Source organism: Streptomyces sp. T39 (genome assembly GCF_008042045.1).
In the GTDB taxonomy this organism is placed as follows: Bacteria; Actinomycetota; Actinomycetes; order Streptomycetales; family Streptomycetaceae; genus Streptomyces.
The window spans coordinates 1,288,338-1,305,587 of the sequence record NZ_RDBP01000012.1; the positions used below are offsets into that span (position 1 = coordinate 1,288,338).

Annotated in this window: 21 protein-coding genes and 1 tRNA gene; 19 read left to right on the plus strand and 3 right to left on the minus strand. The window is 72.9% G+C overall.

All coding sequences use genetic code 11. The annotated features are described in order from the left end of the window. Positions 1–20 precede the first annotated feature (20 nt). The gene (locus EAO77_RS39795; RefSeq protein ID WP_261993823.1) at positions 21–143 is read right to left on the minus strand and encodes a hypothetical protein; all 123 of its coding nucleotides are present in this window, start codon (positions 141–143) and stop codon (positions 21–23) included. Positions 144–212: 69 nt separating this feature from the next. On the opposite strand from EAO77_RS39795, the gene EAO77_RS39800 reads away from it, so the two are divergent. The 11 genes from EAO77_RS39800 (at position 213) to EAO77_RS06760 (ending at position 11,293) form a co-directional block, all read left to right on the plus strand. Continuing rightward, positions 213–335 carry a hypothetical protein gene (locus EAO77_RS39800; RefSeq protein ID WP_261993823.1) on the plus strand — a complete coding sequence of 41 codons (123 nt, stop codon included), beginning with the start codon at positions 213–215 and terminating at the stop codon, positions 333–335. Between the two features lie 255 nt (positions 336–590). Continuing rightward, positions 591–2,327, plus strand: coding sequence for a lysyl oxidase family protein (locus tag EAO77_RS06715; protein WP_147987145.1), 1,737 nt, complete (start codon positions 591–593; stop codon positions 2,325–2,327). A 187-nt stretch (positions 2,328–2,514) separates the two neighbouring features. Next, on the plus strand, positions 2,515–3,153 hold the full coding sequence (locus tag EAO77_RS06720) for a TetR/AcrR family transcriptional regulator (protein WP_147987146.1): 639 nt from the start codon (positions 2,515–2,517) through the stop codon (positions 3,151–3,153). Further along, positions 3,150–4,811 (plus strand): FAD-binding dehydrogenase, encoded by a 1,662-nt coding sequence (locus tag EAO77_RS06725; protein ID WP_147987147.1) that lies wholly within the window; start codon positions 3,150–3,152, stop codon positions 4,809–4,811. The genes EAO77_RS06720 and EAO77_RS06725 overlap by 4 nt, the downstream gene beginning before the upstream one ends. Further along, the gene (locus tag EAO77_RS06730) at positions 4,808–5,611 is read left to right on the plus strand and encodes an SDR family NAD(P)-dependent oxidoreductase (protein ID WP_147987148.1); all 804 of its coding nucleotides are present in this window, start codon (positions 4,808–4,810) and stop codon (positions 5,609–5,611) included. The genes EAO77_RS06725 and EAO77_RS06730 overlap by 4 nt, the downstream gene beginning before the upstream one ends. 146 nt (positions 5,612–5,757) lie before the next feature. Continuing rightward, positions 5,758–6,171, plus strand: a complete 414-nt coding sequence (locus EAO77_RS06735; protein ID WP_147987149.1) for a YciI family protein — start codon at positions 5,758–5,760, stop codon at positions 6,169–6,171. Positions 6,172–6,262: 91 nt separating this feature from the next. After that, positions 6,263–7,504: an RNA polymerase sigma factor gene (locus tag EAO77_RS06740; RefSeq protein WP_147987150.1), complete on the plus strand. Its 1,242-nt coding sequence runs from the start codon at positions 6,263–6,265 to the stop codon at positions 7,502–7,504. Between the two features lie 102 nt (positions 7,505–7,606). Next, a complete protein-coding gene (locus EAO77_RS06745; protein ID WP_147987151.1) occupies positions 7,607–8,236 on the plus strand; it encodes an HhH-GPD-type base excision DNA repair protein in 630 nt (209 codons plus the stop codon). A 175-nt stretch (positions 8,237–8,411) separates the two neighbouring features. Further along, a complete protein-coding gene (locus EAO77_RS06750; protein WP_147988995.1) occupies positions 8,412–9,947 on the plus strand; it encodes a M28 family metallopeptidase in 1,536 nt (511 codons plus the stop codon). 242 nt (positions 9,948–10,189) lie between these two features. Next, a complete protein-coding gene (locus tag EAO77_RS06755; RefSeq protein ID WP_003955420.1) occupies positions 10,190–10,486 on the plus strand; it encodes a type II toxin-antitoxin system VapB family antitoxin in 297 nt (98 codons plus the stop codon). 183 nt (positions 10,487–10,669) lie between these two features. Further along, the gene (locus EAO77_RS06760; RefSeq protein ID WP_261993824.1) at positions 10,670–11,293 is read left to right on the plus strand and encodes a LytR C-terminal domain-containing protein; all 624 of its coding nucleotides are present in this window, start codon (positions 10,670–10,672) and stop codon (positions 11,291–11,293) included. Between the two features lie 9 nt (positions 11,294–11,302). Here the strand turns inward: EAO77_RS06760 and upp are convergent, their stop codons facing one another. After that, entirely contained in the window at positions 11,303–11,938 is a 636-nt protein-coding gene (gene upp / locus EAO77_RS06765) for a uracil phosphoribosyltransferase (protein ID WP_147987152.1), read from the minus strand. A gap of 151 nt (positions 11,939–12,089) precedes the next feature. On the opposite strand from upp, the gene EAO77_RS38470 reads away from it, so the two are divergent. The 8 genes from EAO77_RS38470 (at position 12,090) to EAO77_RS06795 (ending at position 16,627) form a co-directional block, all read left to right on the plus strand. Continuing rightward, positions 12,090–12,278 carry a hypothetical protein gene (locus tag EAO77_RS38470; RefSeq protein WP_355651923.1) on the plus strand — a complete coding sequence of 63 codons (189 nt, stop codon included), beginning with the start codon at positions 12,090–12,092 and terminating at the stop codon, positions 12,276–12,278. Between the two features lie 160 nt (positions 12,279–12,438). Further along, entirely contained in the window at positions 12,439–12,978 is a 540-nt protein-coding gene (locus EAO77_RS06770) for a hypothetical protein (protein ID WP_147987153.1), read from the plus strand. Between the two features lie 10 nt (positions 12,979–12,988). Continuing rightward, positions 12,989–13,591 (plus strand): tRNA adenosine(34) deaminase TadA, encoded by a 603-nt coding sequence (gene tadA / locus EAO77_RS06775; RefSeq protein ID WP_147987154.1) that lies wholly within the window; start codon positions 12,989–12,991, stop codon positions 13,589–13,591. Between the two features lie 79 nt (positions 13,592–13,670). Continuing rightward, positions 13,671–13,755 (plus strand) — tRNA-Ser (locus tag EAO77_RS06780). Positions 13,756–13,912: 157 nt separating this feature from the next. After that, positions 13,913–14,077, plus strand: coding sequence for a hypothetical protein (locus tag EAO77_RS38475; RefSeq protein ID WP_187283138.1), 165 nt, complete (start codon positions 13,913–13,915; stop codon positions 14,075–14,077). Positions 14,078–14,120: 43 nt separating this feature from the next. Beyond that, positions 14,121–14,414, plus strand: coding sequence for a Dabb family protein (locus EAO77_RS06785; protein ID WP_147987155.1), 294 nt, complete (start codon positions 14,121–14,123; stop codon positions 14,412–14,414). Positions 14,415–14,614: 200 nt separating this feature from the next. Then, positions 14,615–15,508 (plus strand): RNA polymerase sigma factor SigF, encoded by an 894-nt coding sequence (locus EAO77_RS06790; RefSeq protein WP_147987156.1) that lies wholly within the window; start codon positions 14,615–14,617, stop codon positions 15,506–15,508. A gap of 234 nt (positions 15,509–15,742) precedes the next feature. Then, complete coding sequence (locus EAO77_RS06795) at positions 15,743–16,627, plus strand: RNA polymerase sigma factor SigF (protein ID WP_147987157.1); 885 nt, start codon at positions 15,743–15,745, stop codon at positions 16,625–16,627. A gap of 324 nt (positions 16,628–16,951) precedes the next feature. Here EAO77_RS06795 and EAO77_RS06800 read toward each other — a convergent pair whose 3' ends face one another. Then, on the minus strand, positions 16,952–17,182 hold the full coding sequence (locus EAO77_RS06800; RefSeq protein WP_147987158.1) for a hypothetical protein: 231 nt from the start codon (positions 17,180–17,182) through the stop codon (positions 16,952–16,954). Positions 17,183–17,250: the final 68 nt, after the last annotated feature.

The window sequence follows — 17,250 nt, forward strand, 5'->3', positions numbered from 1 at the left end:
GCGGGCCGTCGAACGGGGCGTCAGGCGAGGACGACGATGAGGACGACGAGCAGGGCCAGCACGGCGACCAGCCCCCCGACCACCGTGCCCGGCGTGACCGTCCGGGCCGGGGGCGGCGGTGCGGGGCCGCCGGCGGACGGCACGCCCCCGTCACCCCTGCGGGGCCCGCCGGACCCGTGGCGTCCGGCGGGCCCCGCCCGGGGGACGGCGCCGTGCCGTCCGCCGGCGGCCCCGCACCGCCGCCCCCGGCCCGGACGGTCACGCCGGGCACGGTGGTCGGGGGGCTGGTCGCCGTGCTGGCCCTGCTCGTCGTCCTCATCGTCGTCCTCGCCTGACGCCCCGTTCGACGGCCCGCACGCACACAGAAGCGCGTCCTTAGCGCACCCTCCCTCCGCACGGGCCGCGATCGGGGCAAGGCGGCCGGAACCGGCGGCGGGCGGGCCGGGTTTCGGCCAACGTTGGCTCTCCCGGCGTCCGCGGACAACCTGGGCGGCGTCGCTCACCTCTCACAGGCGGAGACAGACAGCGGCTCCGGCCACCGGGCCCGCTGTTCCCCACCGTCCCGTCAGGCACTGGGAGAACGAGGATTCATGACCAGATCCCACCAGGCTCGTCTCGGGCGCGCGGCGATCGCCGCCGCCGCCGCGACCGCCGTCATCGCAGGCGTCGTCGCCGCGTCGCCGGAGGCCCACAACGTCAGGTCCCTGCCGAAGCTCAGCCTGATCGCCGCCACCACGTCGGTGACGCTGGACTCCTGGAAGGAGGACCCGGGCGTCTACCTCGACCTCGGCACCTACGTGACCGCCGAGAACGGTCCGTTCGAGGTCCGGGTGACCCGCAAGAGCTACGACGACCCGGTGGTCGCCACGCAGGTCCTCCACGACGGGAAGAAGACCCGTACGCGGACCCTGCCCAAGGGCCTGGTGGACGACTTCTCCGGCCTCCCGGACTTCGCCGAGATCACGCTCACCGACGCGCAGGGCAGGAAGGTCCTCTCCAAGACGGAGGGCTTCTGCCCGAACAACGCGTCCGGCCGGGTGCGTCCGGACGCGCCGAGCACCTCCACGTACCCGCAGAGCTGCCCGGTGAACCCGTTCACGCTCGGCTCGGTGTGGGGCGTGGAGAACGGCTGGGCCTCCAACACCTACGCCGGCTACTACTCCGAGCCGGTCCCGCTGGCGGCGGGCACCTACACGGCCAAGGTCTCGGTCACCAAGAAGTACCGGGAGCTGTTCGGCATCGCGGACAAGCCCCAGTCGATCAAGGTGACCGTCCGGGAGCGGAGCTGGGAGGAGGGTTCGGGTGCGGGTGCGGCCGGGACGTCCGCCCACCGCGCCGCCGGCCATGCCGGTCACGGCGCCCATGCGAGCGGCCACCCGGCGGGCCACGCCGGGCACGGTGCCGCGGTCCGTCCCGAGGCCCCGTCCGCCGCGACGACCGGGGCCACCCCCACGTACAACGTGGGACACGGCCCCTACGCCCCGGCCCCGCCCGCCCTGCCGTGGGCGCTGAAGAAGGCCGGTCTGCGGGCCGCGCAGGCCGGGGACGGAGCCGGGCGGACGGACGGCTCACGGCGGGCTCCCGCGCTCGCGCCGAACGCCAAGCGCCCCACCGGCCCGGCGAACGTGCCGGACGTGCCCAAGCCCGACCTGCGTTCGCTGCCCGCCTACGGCATCACCATCAGCGACGGGGGCGACGACGTCCCGGGCAAGGACTACCTGGCGTTCAGCGCCAACGTCTGGAACGCGGGACCCGCGCAACTGGTCGTCGACGGCTTCCGCTCGCCGGGCAAGGAACTGATGGACGCCTACCAGTACTTCTACGACGCGGACGGCAAGCAGGTCGGCTACACCCCGACCGGCACCATGGAGTGGGACCCGCGTCCCGGCCACGAGCACTGGCACTTCACGGACTTCGCCAGCTACCGCCTGCTGAAGGCCGACAAGAAGGAGGCCGTGCGCAGCGGCAAGGAGGCGTTCTGCCTGGCCAACACGGACGCCGTGGACTACACCGTGAAGAACGCCAACTGGCACCCGGAGAACACCGACCTGTCCACCGCCTGCGGCCAGGAGAACTCGATCTCCGTCCGCGAGGTGCTGGACGTCGGCTCCGGTGACACCTACACCCAGGACCTGCCCGGCCAGTCCTTCGACATCACCGACCTGCCGAACGGCACCTACTGGATCCAGGTGCTGGCCAACCCCGAGCAGCGCCTCAAGGAGACGGACCTCGGCAACAACAGCGCCCTGCGCAAGGTCGTGCTCGGCGGCACGAAGGGCGCCCGCACGGTGACCGTGGCCCCGGTCGGCCTGGTGGACGCCAACTGACACCCGCGTTCGGCTCAGCGGCCGGCGGCGGCCCCCGGGGATCCCTCCCGGGGGCCGCCGCCGTGTCCGGTCGCGGGCGGGCCGGCCCCCGGCCGTGCGGGGACGTACCGGCCGGCCCCGTGCACGGCCCTTGTCGATACACGAACGCATCCGATACGTTCGCGTATCGAGGAAGGGCGGACCGCTCATGGGCACCAGCACGCCGCGCACCACCGGACCGAGGGTCACCGCCCGCCGGGCCGAGACCAGACGCCGGGTCCTCGACGCCGCGCTCCAGGTCTTCGCCGAGGAGGGCTTCGGACGCTCCACCGTGGAGCAGATCTGCGAGCGGGCCGGCTACACCCGGGGCGCCTTCTACTCCAACTTCTCCTCCCTCGACGAGCTCTTCCTCGTCATGTGGGAGGAGCGCTCGCGGCGCATGCTCGCCGATGTGCGCGACGCCCTGGCCGACGTGACCTCCGCCGCCCCGGACGAGGCGATACGGGCCGCGCTCGCCGCCATCCCCGTCGACGACGCCTGGTACCGGGTGACCGCGGAGTTCACCGCCCACGCCCTGCGCAACCGGCCGTTGCGCAGGGTCATGGCCGCCCGTGAGCAGGCGGTCCTCGACACCGTCCTGCCGGTCGTCGTCGACGCGCTCGCCCGCACCGGACGCCGGGTGCCGGACGTGACCGCCCTCGGACACGCGCTGGTCGCCGTGCACGACGGGACCGCGGTGCAGGTGCTGCTCGAACCGGGCAGCGCCGGACCGCGCCGGCGGCGCGAGGAGCTGTTCCTGCACGTTCTTCGGGCGTACAGCACGCCCATCACCGAGGAGGCACCGTGAGCGAGGACGCCGACGTCATCGTCGTGGGCGCGGGACTGGCCGGGCTGGTCGCGACGTACGAACTGACCCGCGCCGGACGGCGGGTGGTCGTCGTCGACCAGGAGAACGAGGCGAACCTCGGCGGCCAGGCGTTCTGGTCGCTGGGCGGCCTGTTCCTCGTCGACAGCCCCGAGCAGCGCCGGATGGGCATCAAGGACTCCGCCGAGCTCGCGCTCGCCGACTGGCTCGGCTCCGCGGGATTCGACCGGGAGCGCGAGGACCACTGGCCGCGCAAGTGGGCCGAGGCGTACGTCGCCTTCGCCGCCGGCGAGAAGCGGGACTACCTCCACGGGCTCGGGCTGCGGGTCATGCCGACCGTCGGCTGGGCGGAACGCGGCGCGGGCGCGGCCGCCGGGCACGGGAACTCGGTGCCCCGCTTCCACCTCACCTGGGGCACCGGGCCGGAGGTGGTCCGGGTCTTCCGCGAACCGGTGCTCGCGGCGGCCGCCCGCGGACTGGTCACCTTCCGCCACCGGCACCGGGTGGACGGGCTGATCGTCGAGAACGGCGCGGCGGTCGGCGTGCGCGGGACGGTGCTGGCGCCCGCCGCCGAGGCGCGCGGCGTCGCCTCCGGCCGGGAGCCGGCCGGCGACTTCGCACTGCGTGCGCAGGCCGTGGTCGTGACCTCGGGCGGCATCGGCGGCAACCAGGATCTCGTACGGAAGAACTGGCCGGCGGGCCGCCTCGGCGCCGCCCCGCGCTCGATGATCACCGGAGTCCCCGCCTACGTCGACGGCCGGATGCTGGAGATCACGGAGGAGGCGGGCGGCTCGATCGTCAACCGCGACCGGATGTGGCACTACACCGAGGGCATCAGGAACTGGGACCCCATCTGGCCCGACCACGCGATCCGCATCATCCCCGGGCCGTCGTCGCTGTGGCTGGACGCGACGGGCCGCAGGCTGCCGGTGCCGCTCTTCCCCGGGCACGACACCCTCGCCACGCTGAAGCACATCGTGTCGACCGGGCACGACTACTCGTGGTTCGTCCTCACCCGGGACATCGTGGAGAAGGAGTTCGCGCTCTCCGGATCCGAGCAGAACCCCGACATCACCGGCAAGGACCTGAAGCTCGTCCTCTCCCGTGCCAGGAAGGGCGCGCCGGGGCCGGTGCAGGCGTTCCTCGACAAGGGCGAGGACTTCGTCGTCCGCCGCACCCTGGCCGAGCTCGTCGAGGGCATGAACGCCATCGCCCCCGGGCCGAAGCTGGACCTCGCGCAGGTCGAACGGGAGATCACGGCCCGCGACCGCGAGGTGGACAACCCGTACTCCAAGGACTTCCAGCTGATGTCCGTCGCCAACGCGCGCGCCTACTGGCCCGACAAGCTCACCCGGGTCGCCAAGCCGCACCGCCTCCTCGACCCTGCGCACGGGCCGCTGATCGCGGTGCGTCTGCACCTGCTGACCCGCAAGACCCTCGGCGGTCTGGAGACGACGCTGAACTCGCAGGTCGTGCGCCCCGACGGAGAGCCCTTCGACGGCCTCTACGCGGCGGGCGAGGTGGCCGGCTTCGGCGGTGGCGGCGTGCACGGCTACAACGCGCTGGAGGGCACCTTCCTCGGCGGCTGCATCTTCTCCGGCCGGGCCGCGGGCCGCGCGATCGCACGGAGGCTCGGATGACGGACGGCCGCCCCACCGCCCTGGTGACCGGCGCGTCCTCCGGCATCGGCGCGGCCGTCGCCGCCGCGCTGGCCGGCCGCGGCTACCGCGTCCTCGGCACCAGCCGCACCCCCGGTGCTCTCACCGACCCGGTGCCGGGCGTGGAGTACCTGGCGCTCGACCTCACGGACATGGCGTCCGTCGCGTCCTGCGCGGCGGCCGCGGGGGAGGTGGACGTCCTCGTCAACAACGCGGGCGAGAGCCAGAACGGGCCGCTGGAGGAGCTCCCCATGGAGGCGCTGGAACGCCTCTTCCGCCTCAACGTCCTCGGCCCGGTGCGCCTGACGCAGCTGGTGCTGCCCGGGATGCGGGCCCGCCGCCACGGCCGGGTGGTCATGGTCGGCTCCATGCTGGCCAGCTTCCCCCTCGCCTACCGCTCCTCCTACGTCGCCTCCAAGGCCGCGATCAAGGGTTTCGCCCACGCCCTGCGCCGGGAGGTCTCCCCGTACGGCGTGGGCGTGACCACCGTCGAGCCCGGGTCGATCAACACGGGCATCAGCGAGCGCCGCACCCAGTACGTCGCCGACGACTCCCCCTTCCTCGCCGAGTACCGGACCATGCTGGCGGCGCTCAACGCCAACGAGGCCCGGGGCATCTCCGCCGAGGCGGTGGCGCGGACCGTCCTGCGGGCGGTCGAGGCGCCGCGTCCGAAGCCGCTGTACGCCGTGGGCAGCAACGCGCCCCTGGTGTTCGCGCTGCGCAGGCTGCTGCCGAGGACGGCCGTCGAGAGGATCGTCGCCCGCAGGCACGGCCTGCGCTGAGCGGGGTTCCGGCGGGCGCGCACGGCGCCCGCCGGACATTCCCCCAAGGGATTCCGGCGCGTCGTCGAGAACGCGCGCCCGGCTCCGACGTCCCCTGTGAACGTCGCCCGGCGAGGGCGGCACGAGGAGCGCGAAGGAGCGAGACCATGAAGTACCTGGTGATGGTTCAGGGGACGCAGGCGGACTACGAGGCGATGGCCGGCAAGGGCTCCGCGGACTCGCCCGCCTGGAACGAGAAGGACATGCAGGCCATGGTCGCCTTCATGCAGAAGATCAACGACGACCTGGCCGAGTCCGGCGAGCTGGTCGACGGACAGGGCCTGACCTCACCGGCCCGGACCCGTCACGTCTCGCTGGACGGCGAGGGCCGCCCGGTGGTCACCGACGGACCCTACGGCGAGACCAAGGAGGTCCTCGCGGGCTACTGGGTGCTGGACTGCGCGAGCCTGGAGCGGGTCACCGAGATCGCGGCCCGGGTCGCCCGGTGCCCGCAGCCCGAAGGCGCCCCCGAGTACCCGGTCGTCATCCGTCCGATCGCCGGATCCGCGGACGAGATCTGACATCCTGCCTCCGGCACCCGGGACCGCTCCGGGCACGCCACGGGACAGGACCCGCCGCCGGGGCGCCGGGCCCGGTGGACGGAGGCCGGACATGCCGGAGCCGTACGAGCCGCACGGCATCGAGGACCTGCTGCGCCGTCACGCGCCGCAGGTCCTCGGCGCGCTCGTGCGCCGCTACGGCCACTTCGACCTGGCCGAGGACGCCGTGCAGGAGGCCCTGCTGGCGGCGGCCCGGCAGTGGCCGGAGTCCGGCGAGCCGGACAACCCCCGCGGCTGGCTGATCAAGGTCGCCTCCCGCCGGCTCACCGACCTGCTGCGCGCCGAGGAGTCCCGCAGGCGGCGCGAGGAGAACGCCGCACAGCTCACGCCCCGGGACGCGTTCACCGCTCCGCCGCCCGGCGAGGGCCGTGCGCCCAGCGAGGACGACACGCTCACGCTGCTCTTCCTGTGCTGCCACCCGGATCTGACGCCGCCCGCCCAGGTTGCGCTCACCCTGCGGGCGGTGGGCGGGCTGACGACCGCCGAGATCGCCCGCGCGCACCTGGTACCGGAGGCGACGATGGCGCAGCGGATCAGCCGCGCCAAGCAGCGGATCCGGGGCGTGCCGTTCGGCCGGCCCGTCCCGGCGGACCACGACACACGGCTCGCCGTCGTGCTCCAGGTGCTCTACCTGATCTTCAACGAGGGCTACACGGCCACCTCCGGCACCGATCTGCGCCGTGCCGGTCTCGCGCACGAGGCCCTGCGGCTGACCCGCGCGGTGCACGCGCTCCTCCCCCACGACGGCACGGTCACGGGTCTGCTGGCGCTGATGCTCCTCACCGAGGCGCGCGCCCCGGCCCGCACCGGCCCGGACGGGGAACTGATCCCCCTCGACGAACAGGACCGCACGCTGTGGACGCGCGCGGCGATCGACGAGGGCACCGCGCTGGTGGCGGAGGCCCTCCGCCGGGGCCCGGCCGGCGCCTACCAGCTCCAGGCGGCGATCGCCGCCCTGCACGACGAGGCGGCGTCCCCCGGGGACACGGACTGGCCGCAGATCCTCGCCCTCTACGACGTGCTGGTGGAGCGCTTCCCCGAGCCGATGGCGGAGCTGGGCCGGGCGGTGGCCGTCGCCATGGTCGAGGGGCCGGCGGCGGGTCTGCGGGAAGTCGGCCTGCTGGAGGGCCGGCTGAAGGGCCATTACCGGCTCGACGCGGTGCGGGCGCACCTGCTGGAGCGCGCCGGCGACCGCGGGGGCGCCCTCGCCGCCTACCGGGCCGCCGCCGGGGCCACCCTCAGCGAACCGGAGGCGCGTTACCTCCGGGCGCGTGCCGCCCGGCTGGAGAGCTGACACCCCGCTCGCACCGCCGGAGGCCGGAGTCCCGACGCCCGCCCCGCCGCCCCCGGGCGCGTGACGCTGGCGGCCCTCCGGGCCCCGGGTGATCATCGGGGCATGGACGCCACCATTCACCTCGCCCAGCAGCCCGAGGCCGACGAACTGCTCGGCCGCAGCGCGCTCGCCGCCCTCGTCGGCATGCTGCTCGACCAGCAGATCCCCATGGAATGGGCTTTCACCGGCCCGTACACCGTGGCCCAGCGGCTCGGCGCCGACGACCTGGACGCGGGCGAGATCGCCGCCTACGACCCCGACGCCTTCGCTGAACTGCTGCGGCAGAAGCCGGCCGTCCACCGCTATCCGGCGTCGATGGCCAAGCGGGTGCAGGAGCTGTGCCGTCATCTCGTGGACGAGTACGGCGGCGACGCGAGCGCCGTCTGGCGGGACGTGACGAGCGGGGCCGAGTTGCTGACGCGGCTGAAGGCCCTGCCGGGCTACGGCGAGCAGAAGGCGCAGATCTTCCTGGCCCTGCTGGGCAAGCAGTACGGGGTGCGGCCCGAGGGCTGGCGGGAGGCGGCCGGGGCGTACGGCGAGGAGGGCTCCTTCCGCTCGGCCGCGGACATCACCGGCCCGCAGTCGCTGGCCCGGGTACGGGCCTGGAAACAGGAGAAGAAGGCCGCCGCGAAGGCGGCCGCCGCGGCACCGGGGAAGTCCGCGAAGAAGCCGCCGGGACGGGGCCGGGCGTGAAAACCTGCGGCCCGCCCCCGGGTTCAAGCGGACGAATCACATCCGGGTGACGGGTGGATGAAATACCCGTCAGTTGTGGCACAAGTGTTCACAGAACCAGTGGAGATCGCTAACTTCCCTTCAACCCACGTTCGCACCGGGAAGGACCTCTGTGAACGCAACCCATCGCAGAGCCGTGGCCACTCTGGCCGCAGCCGCACTCGCGACCCCGCTCCTGCTGGCATCTGCCTCCCCGTCCGCGGCCCACCGGGCCGGCCCCGCCGACCGGGCGGCCAAGGACGCGGCGAAGCTCGCCGGCAAGCTGGTCGCCAGGGCATCCGCCGACGACGCCTACGAGCACCTCGAGAGGTTCCAGGCCATAGCGGACTCGGCGGGCGGCCACCGCGCCGCCGGCTCACTCGGACACGACGCGTCCGCCGCGTACGTGTACCAGCAGATGAAGAAGTACGGGTACGACGTCTCGTACCAGAAGTTCGCCTTCGTCTACACGCAGACCCTCGCCGAGAAGCTGTCGGTCGTCGCGCCCGCGCCGCGCGACATCGAGATCAAGGCGATGACGTACACCAGGTCCACGCCGGTGGGCGGCATCAGGGCCGCCCTCGCCGCCGTGCCGGTGGACGACACCACGGGCTGCGAGGCGGCCGACTACGCGTCCGGCGCCTTCGGCGGAAAGATCGCGCTGATCAAGCGCGGCGGCTGCTCGTTCGCCGAGAAGCAGGCGGCGGCCGCCGCCGCGGGCGCGACGGGCGCGATCGTCTACAACAACACCGAGGGCGTGCTCTCCGGCACCCTCGGGGACGTGGCCTCGGGGAAGATCCCCACCGGCGGACTGACCCAGGCCGAGGGCGAGAAGCTCGCCGCCGACCTGGCGAAGGGCCCGGTCGAGATCTCCTTCGAGATCCGTCAGCTCCAGGAGGAGCGGACCACGAACAACGTGATCGCCGAGACGAAGCGGGGCAACGCGGCCAACACCGTGGTGCTCGGCGCCCACCTCGACTCCGTCACCGAGGGCCCCGGCATCAACGACAACGGCTCCGGCTCCGCGGGCCTGCTCGAAGTCGCCGAGGAACTGGCCCGGAAGGAGAAGAGCCCCGCCAACAAGGTGCGCTTCGCCTGGTGGTCGGCCGAGGAGAACGGCCTGCTCGGCTCCGAGCACTACGTCGCGAACCTCAGCTCCCTCGGCAAGAAGGAGATCAAGCTCTACCTGAACTTCGACATGATCGCGTCGCCGAACTACGGGATCTTCGTCTACGACGGCGACGACTCGGACGGCGTCGGCTCGGGCGCGGGCCCGGAGGGCTCGGCCCAGCTGGAGCGCGACATCAACGAGTTCCTCGACCGCCGGGGCACCCCGCACGAGGGCACCGACTTCACCGGGCGCTCCGACTACGGGCCGTTCATCGAGGTCGGCATCCCCTCGGGCGGCACCTTCACCGGCGCGGAGGGCATCAAGACCGAGGCGCAGGCCCGGAAGTTCGGCGGGCAGGCGGGCGTCGCGTACGACCCGAACTACCACGCCGCGGGCGACGATCTGAGCAACATCGACATGGACGCCTTCGCGGTGAACATCGGGATCATCGCCAACGCCGTGGGCACCTACGCCCACGACATCAGCACGCTGCGCAAGCCGGTCGAGTCCGTGCCCACGGACGGTGACGCGGGCAGCGGCGGCGGTCTCCACGACGGCCACGACCACGAGGTGACCGAGTAACACCCGCACGGCACGTGCGCGCCGCGGGCACCGCCCGCGGCGCGCGCCGTCATGAACGGCGTCCGCGCGGCCGCCCCGTCCGCGGCACGCCGTCCCGGACAGCGGGCGGGGCGCGGGGGCTCCCGGGCCGTCCTCCGCGGGCCCCGGTTTCCCGCCTTCGTGCGGGTTTGCCGAGTTTTCCCCGGGACGGCACTCCGCCTCCATGGCTGCGCCCGGAGGCTGAAGGCCGGTAGGCTTTCCGTGTGATCTTCAAGCGCATCGGCAACGGACGGCCGTATCCCGACCACGGCCGGGAAAGCACCCGGCAGTGGGCGGATGTCGCGCCGCGCCCGGTCCGCCTCGATCAGCTCGTGACCACCAAGGGCCAGCTGGACCTCGAGACGCTGCTCGCCGAGGACTCGACGTTCTACGGCGACCTCTTCGCCCACGTCGTGAAGTGGCAGGGCGACCTCTACCTGGAGGACGGGCTGCACCGCGCCGTGCGCGCGGCCCTCCAGCAGCGTCAGGTGCTCCACGCCCGCGTGCTCGAACTGGGCTGACCCCTCCGCCGGCTCCACGCCGAACCCGTACGGGTGAACCCGTGCCGGGCGCCGCCCGGGCATGCCCGGGGCGCGTGCCGGCAGCCGCGGCGGCTGATCCTTTCGGGGCTTTTCGCCACCGTACGGACGCAGTCCACTGATCGTTTAGTAGGCATGGCGTCCGGTCGGCACTACGCTGCGCCCATGAGCATGCTCACTCCCCCCGGTATGGGCGGAAAGTACCGCATCACAGGCAACGCCTATCCACGGATGCGCCGCCCCCGGAACCGCCGCCGGATCGTCTTCGCGGCACTGGCCGCGGTGGTCGCCCTCGGCCTCGCGGGCTGGGGCACGATGCAGCTCATCGACGCCTTCACCGGCGGCGACGAGAAGACCACCGCCGCGCAGCAGACCCGGGCCTGCAGGCCCGCGCCGACCCCGTCCGCCGCGCCGGCCCCGCCCGCGCCCCGGCAGATCACGGTGAACGTCTACAACGCGACACCGCGCAGCGGCCTCGCGAAGGCGGCCGCCGACGAGCTGAAGAAACGTGGCTTCACGATCGGCAAGGTCGGCAACGCGACGGCCGAGTACGACAAGAAGGTCCCCGGCACCGCGGTGCTGCTCGGCGGCTCGGCGGCCGACAAGGCGACCTTCCGGGTGCTCGGCACCCAGCTCGTCGGCACCCAGCTCAAGACGGACACCCGCACCACGGCCGACGTGGACCTGATCATCGGCACCGCCTACAGGGCCCTGGCACCGAAGAAGGACGCGGACACGGCCCTGGCCGCCCTGACCAGGCCCGCACCCGCGCCCTCCGGGAAGTGCTGAAACCCGCGGCTAGTCCGCGGTGCCGTACATCCGGTCGCCCGCGTCGCCGAGACCCGGGACGATGTAGCCGTTCTCGTTGAGCCGCTCGTCGACCGAGGCGGTCACCACGGTGACCGGTGTCCCGGCGAGCTCGCGCTCCATGATCTCGACGCCCTCCGGCGCCGCGAGGAGCACCACCGCCGTGACGTCGTCGGCGCCCCGCCTGATCAGCTCGCGGATCGCCGCGACCAGGGTGCCGCCCGTGGCGAGCATCGGGTCGAGCACGTACACCTGGCGCCCCGAGAGGTCCTCGGGCATCCGGGTCGCGTACGTCGACGCCTCCAGGGTCTCCTCGTTGCGGATCATGCCCAGGAAGCCCACCTCGGCGGTCGGCAGCAGCCGCACCATGCCGTCCAGCATGCCGAGGCCGGCCCGGAGGATCGGCACCACCAGCGGGCGCGGGTGGGACAGCTTGACGCCGGTCGTGCCCGTCACCGGGGTCTCGATGTCCACCTGCTCGGTGCGCACGTCCCGGGTGGCCTCGTACGCGAGCAGGGTGACCAGCTCGTCGGCGAGACGCCGGAAGGTCGGGGAGTCGGTGCGCCGGTCGCGCAGCGTGGTGAGTTTGTGCGCCACCAGCGGGTGGTCGACGACATGGATCCGCATGGCCCCAACCCTAGGCGATGCCCCGCCGATCACCGCCGGACAGGGCGGGGCGTCCCGGGGCGCCCGGGCCCCGCGCGGGAGATCCCGCTGGCCAGGCTGGCATCAACCGGCACGGCGGAGGGAAGGTGGAGGCGGACGGAGCTGTCATGGGGTGGTGTGGCCGATGCCGGAAGCCGAACCGGAGCGCGAGAGCGAGACCGACACGGAGCGCCGCAGGCGGCGCGCCCAGTTCCTGCGCGAACTGAACGAGGCCAAGGCCCTCCGCGACCGGGTGCAGCCGCGCCGGGCCCGGGCCGCCCGGATGCGCCAGCAGATGCGCATGCGGACCTTCCGCTGGTGACCGCGCGGCGCTCCCCATAGGGCCACCTGGCAGAACTGGTGGCCGACGCAACGACGGAAGACCTCTCGCGGCGGGCATGTTTCTGCCACGATTCCGGTGGGCGGGGCACGCACGCAGCGCACCGCCGGTCGTCACACCTCTGATCAGTGGGAGAGTCACGGTGTACTTCGCCGCACTGCTCGCGCGCACTCATGACGGGTGGGAAGCGAGCGACACAGAGCTCGACGATGTGGAGACCCTGTCGGATCTGACCGACCTGGCCCGCGACGCCTCGGTGGACGAGGACACGGTGCTCGTCTTCATCGAGCAGGAGGACGCCTGGTTCGGCGTCATCAGGATCGAGGGCGAGGAGGACCCTCGCATCTACGTCTCGGACGCGGCCGCGGCCGCACGCTCCTCCTACGGGGAGATCCTCACCAACGAACTGCTCGGCGGGGACGACGACGACCCCGCCGACGTCCTGGACGCCCTCGACCTCGACGGCACCGAGGACGGGGAACCGGACGCGGACGAGGAGGACCCGGTCGCGGGTGTCCCGGCCCAGGGCGGCGAAGTCACGCCCACGGGTCCCGTCGGCGACCGCGGCATCCTCGCGGACCTCGGACTGTCGGAGAAGGAGTTGCTGGCCCTGGAGACGGACGCCCTGCCCGAGATCGCGGAGGCGCTCGGCGCCGGCGAGGTCCTGGAGACCGTCCGTTAGCGATCGACCGATGCCCACCCCCCATCCCCCGACGAACCCCCGCGGATCCACCGGCCGGGCCGCTCCGTCCGGTCCGGTGGATCCCCCCGGAGCCGATCCCGCGGGCACGGCTGCGGCCGCCGACCCCGTCCGCGGCCCGTGGGAGGCCGCGATGCGGCTCGCGCTGGCCGAGGCCGGGCACGCGGCGGCCGGCGGCGACGTGCCGGTCGGCGCGGTCGTGCTGGCCGCGGACGGCACGGTGCTCGCCACGGGTCGCAACGAGCGTGAGGCCACCGGTGATCCGACCGCGCACGCCGAGGTGCTGGCACTGCGCGGGGCCGCCGCGCGCACGGGCGAGTGGCGGCTCACCGGCTGCACGCTGGTCGTGACCCTGGAGCCGTGCACCATGTGCGCCGGCGCCCTGGTGCAGGCCCGGGTGGACCGGGTCGTCTACGGGGCGCGCGACGAGAAGGCCGGTGCGGCCGGCTCCCTGTGGGACCTGGTCCGCGACCGCCGGCTGAACCACCGTCCCGAGGTCGTCCCCGGCGTGCTGGAGGACGAGTGCTCGGACGGGCTGACGCGCTTCTTCCGGGACCGCCCGCCCGTCGCCCGGGGGCACGCCGACAGCCCGTAGGGCCTCCTGCGACGGCGTGCGGCACGGGGTGCGGATACCGATTTCATCGCACGGCCCACTGTGGGCTAAGCTCTCTCCCGGTAGCGTGTCCGAGCGGCCGAAGGAGCTCGCCTCGAAAGCGAGTGTGGGGAAACTCACCGAGGGTTCAAATCCCTCCGCTACCGCTCCTGTACGAAGGGGCCCCGGTGCATGGCACCGGGGCCCCTTCGCATGTCCCGGCCCCGATCCGCGGCCCGTATCCCTTGACGGGTATGGCTCAAATCGGCTCGGCTAGACTCACGCGACGCATGGGCGGGCAGGGCAGCAGGGAGACAGGGGACGATGGCGCAAACGAAGAAGATCCTGCTCTACATAGTCGTCGTCTTCGTCCTGTACACGATCATCACCTCCCCCGCGAAGGCGGCCGATCTCGTCCAGGTAGGGTTCGAGGGCATTTCGAGCGCCGCGCAGGGCGTCGGCGAGTTCATGACCGAACTCGTCAACTAGACGGCCGCCGGCACCTCGCCGGCCCCCTGCCCCAGGAGCACCCGTGATCCGCCATCTGGTCCTCTTCAAGCTCAACCAGGGCGTCGAGCGCGACGATCCGCGCGTGGTCGCCGGGGCGCAGGCGTTCCGGGACCTCGACAAGGCCGTGCCCGGACTGGAGTTCTGGGAGTGCGCCTGGAACATCACCGACCGGCCGATCGCCTACGACTTCGCCATCAACTCCGCGGTGGCCGACACCGACGCCCTCCAGCGGTACATCGAGCACCCGGCCCACCAGGCGGCGGCCGGACTGTGGCGCGAGTTCGCCACGTGGGTGATCGCCGACTACGAGTTCTGAGGGGCAGCGCCCCGCCCGACCCCCCGCCGGAATCCGGCGGGGGGTCTGCGCGTCCTGGGGCCGGGCAGCCCTCCGGCCGCTCGTCACGGCGTCAACACGGCGTTATCGGGTGCTTGCACACAGTGGACATGTCTTGTGATGCTATGACCGCTTTTGACGGATGAGTTGACTGAAAACGACCGCAAAGGGGTGGCGTGACCGTGCCGGCCAGTACTGCGCCTCAGGTACCACCCCAGAACGAGAGAGCGGACCAGGCGGCCGCCGAGCGGCCCGCCGACGGTCACCGCACGGGCCTCGCCACGGCCACCCGTGCCACCACCACGGCGCAGAGCCGGGGCGCCGACACCAGGGCCCTCACCCAGGTGCTGTTCGGGCGTCTGAAGACCCTGGAGCCGGGCACCCCGGAGCACGGCAGGGTGCGCGCGGCCCTCATCGAGGCGAACCTGCCGCTGGTGCGCTACGCGGCCGCCCGGTTCCGCTCCCGCAACGAGCCGATGGAGGACGTCGTCCAGGTCGGCACCATCGGCCTGATCAACGCGATCGACCGCTTCGACCCCGACCGCGGCGTGCAGTTCCCGACGTTCGCGATGCCCACCGTGGTCGGGGAGATCAAGCGGTACTTCCGCGACAACGTCCGCACCGTGCACGTCCCCCGGCGGCTGCACGAGCTGTGGGTCCAGGTCAACGGCGCGACCGAGGACCTGACGACGGCCAACGGCCGCTCGCCGACGACGGCCGAGATCGCCGAGCGCCTCAAGATCGGCGAGGACGAGGTGCTCGCCTGCATCGAGGCCGGCCGCTCGTACCACGCGACCTCGCTGGAGGCGGTGCAGGAGGGCGACGGCATGCCCGGGCTGCTGGACCGGCTCGGCTACGAGGACCCCGCGCTGGCCGGTGTCGAACACCGGGACCTCGTGCGGCACCTGCTCGTCCAGCTGCCCGAGCGCGAGCAGCGGATCCTGATGCTCCGTTACTACAGCAACCTGACGCAGTCCCAGATCAGTCAGGAGCTGGGCGTCTCGCAGATGCACGTGTCACGCCTCCTGGCGCGCAGTTTCGCGAGATTGAGATCCGCAAACAGGATCGAAGCGTAAGCAGAACGGGTAGACCCCCGTCGAGTTCCCGACGGGGTCTCAGACCCCTTGCACCCCTTGTTTCCTGGGCCTTTTCACCCATTACTTGTCGACATGTCACTACAGCGTGTTGCCGACATGTGACATTCTGCGGGAACCGCGTTTGCCGCAGCCCCGCCGCCGGTATTCAGGTGGAAGCTGCGTTCCTCAGTCGGTCGCGGCCACCGCGACCGTCCGCGACCTCAAGGGGGTGGCATGTCCGCAGAACAGGGCAGCTCGAAGGTGCTCACGCGTGAGCCCGGTGCGACCGCACCCGCGCCCGTGCCGTTCGTGCCCGTGCCGTTCGTGCCCGAGACCTCGGAAGCCATCGACACCCGGACCCTCTCCCGCTCCCTTTTCCTGCGGCTGCGCGCGCTGGACGGCGAGGGCGCGGCGGAGGACAGCCCGGAGCGCACCTACGTGCGCGACACCCTCATCGAGCTCAACCTCCCCCTCGTGCGGTACGCGGCGGCCCGGTTCCGCTCGCGCAACGAGCCGATGGAGGACATCGTCCAGGTCGGCACGATCGGTCTGATCAAGGCGATCGACCGCTTCGACTGCGAACGGGGCGTGGAGTTCCCGACGTTCGCGATGCCCACCGTGGTCGGGGAGATCAAGCGCTTCTTCCGCGACACGTCCTGGTCGGTGCGGGTGCCGCGCCGGCTCCAGGAGCTGCGGCTGGCCCTGACGAAGGCGGGGGACGAGCTCTCCCAGAAGCTCGACCGCTCCCCGACCGTGGCCGAACTGGCCGCCGTGCTCGGGGTGTCGGAGGAGGACGTGGTCGACGGCCTCGCCGTGGGCAACGCCTACACGGCGTCCTCGCTGGACTCGCCCTCCGCGGAGGACGACGGCGGCGAGGGGTCGCTCGCCGACCGCCTGGGCTACGAGGACACGGCGCTGGAGGGGGTCGAGTACCGCGAGTCCCTCAAGCCGCTGCTCGCCAAACTCCCGCCCAGGGAGCGGCAGATCATCATGCTCCGCTTCTTCGCGAACATGACCCAGTCGCAGATCGGCGAGGAGGTCGGCATCTCCCAGATGCACGTCTCGCGCCTGCTCACCCGCACGCTGGCCCAGCTGCGGGAGGGCCTGATCTCGGACTGACCTCCACCGGGAGGTCGTCCGTCAGGACACACCGGGGGTGCCGCGCGGCCCGGCCGCCGCGGCACCCCCGCGCACTGCCCGGGGCGTCGCCCGGGCGGTGCGCGGCGCGGAGCGGGGCACATCGCCTCCGGCGCGGGACCGCCGTCGGGAGGGTGCGCCGCGGGGCCGCCGGCATGACACGGGACGAGGGCGCCGCGGGCGGGCCCGGCCGTGGGTGCCGCCTGCGATCGGGGGCAGGCCCACGCCGTCCCACGTGCGCGCGTGGGCGCGCACCCGCGTGCGGGCGCGCGCCGTCAGGCGGACGGGGCCCGGCGGCCCGGGCCGTCAGGCCAGGGCGAGCCAGGCGACCGCGCCGAGGACGACGATGGCGGCGATCACACCGATGATCACGCCCGTGCGGGACGAGGAGGAGGCGGCCGGGGTGGCCGCGGGCCCGCCCGCGCGGCCCTGGGGCGCGCCTTCGTCGACGAACGCGCGGAACATCTGCGTGCTGCCCGCGGGGTCGTAGGAGCCCTCGGGGCCCTGGCCTTGGGGAGCTTGGGGGTTGTGTGCCATGGGGCAGGACCCTAGCGAACCGGGCCCCGCCGCCCAACCCCGGGCGGCGTCCCGAGCGGCCACCGGGC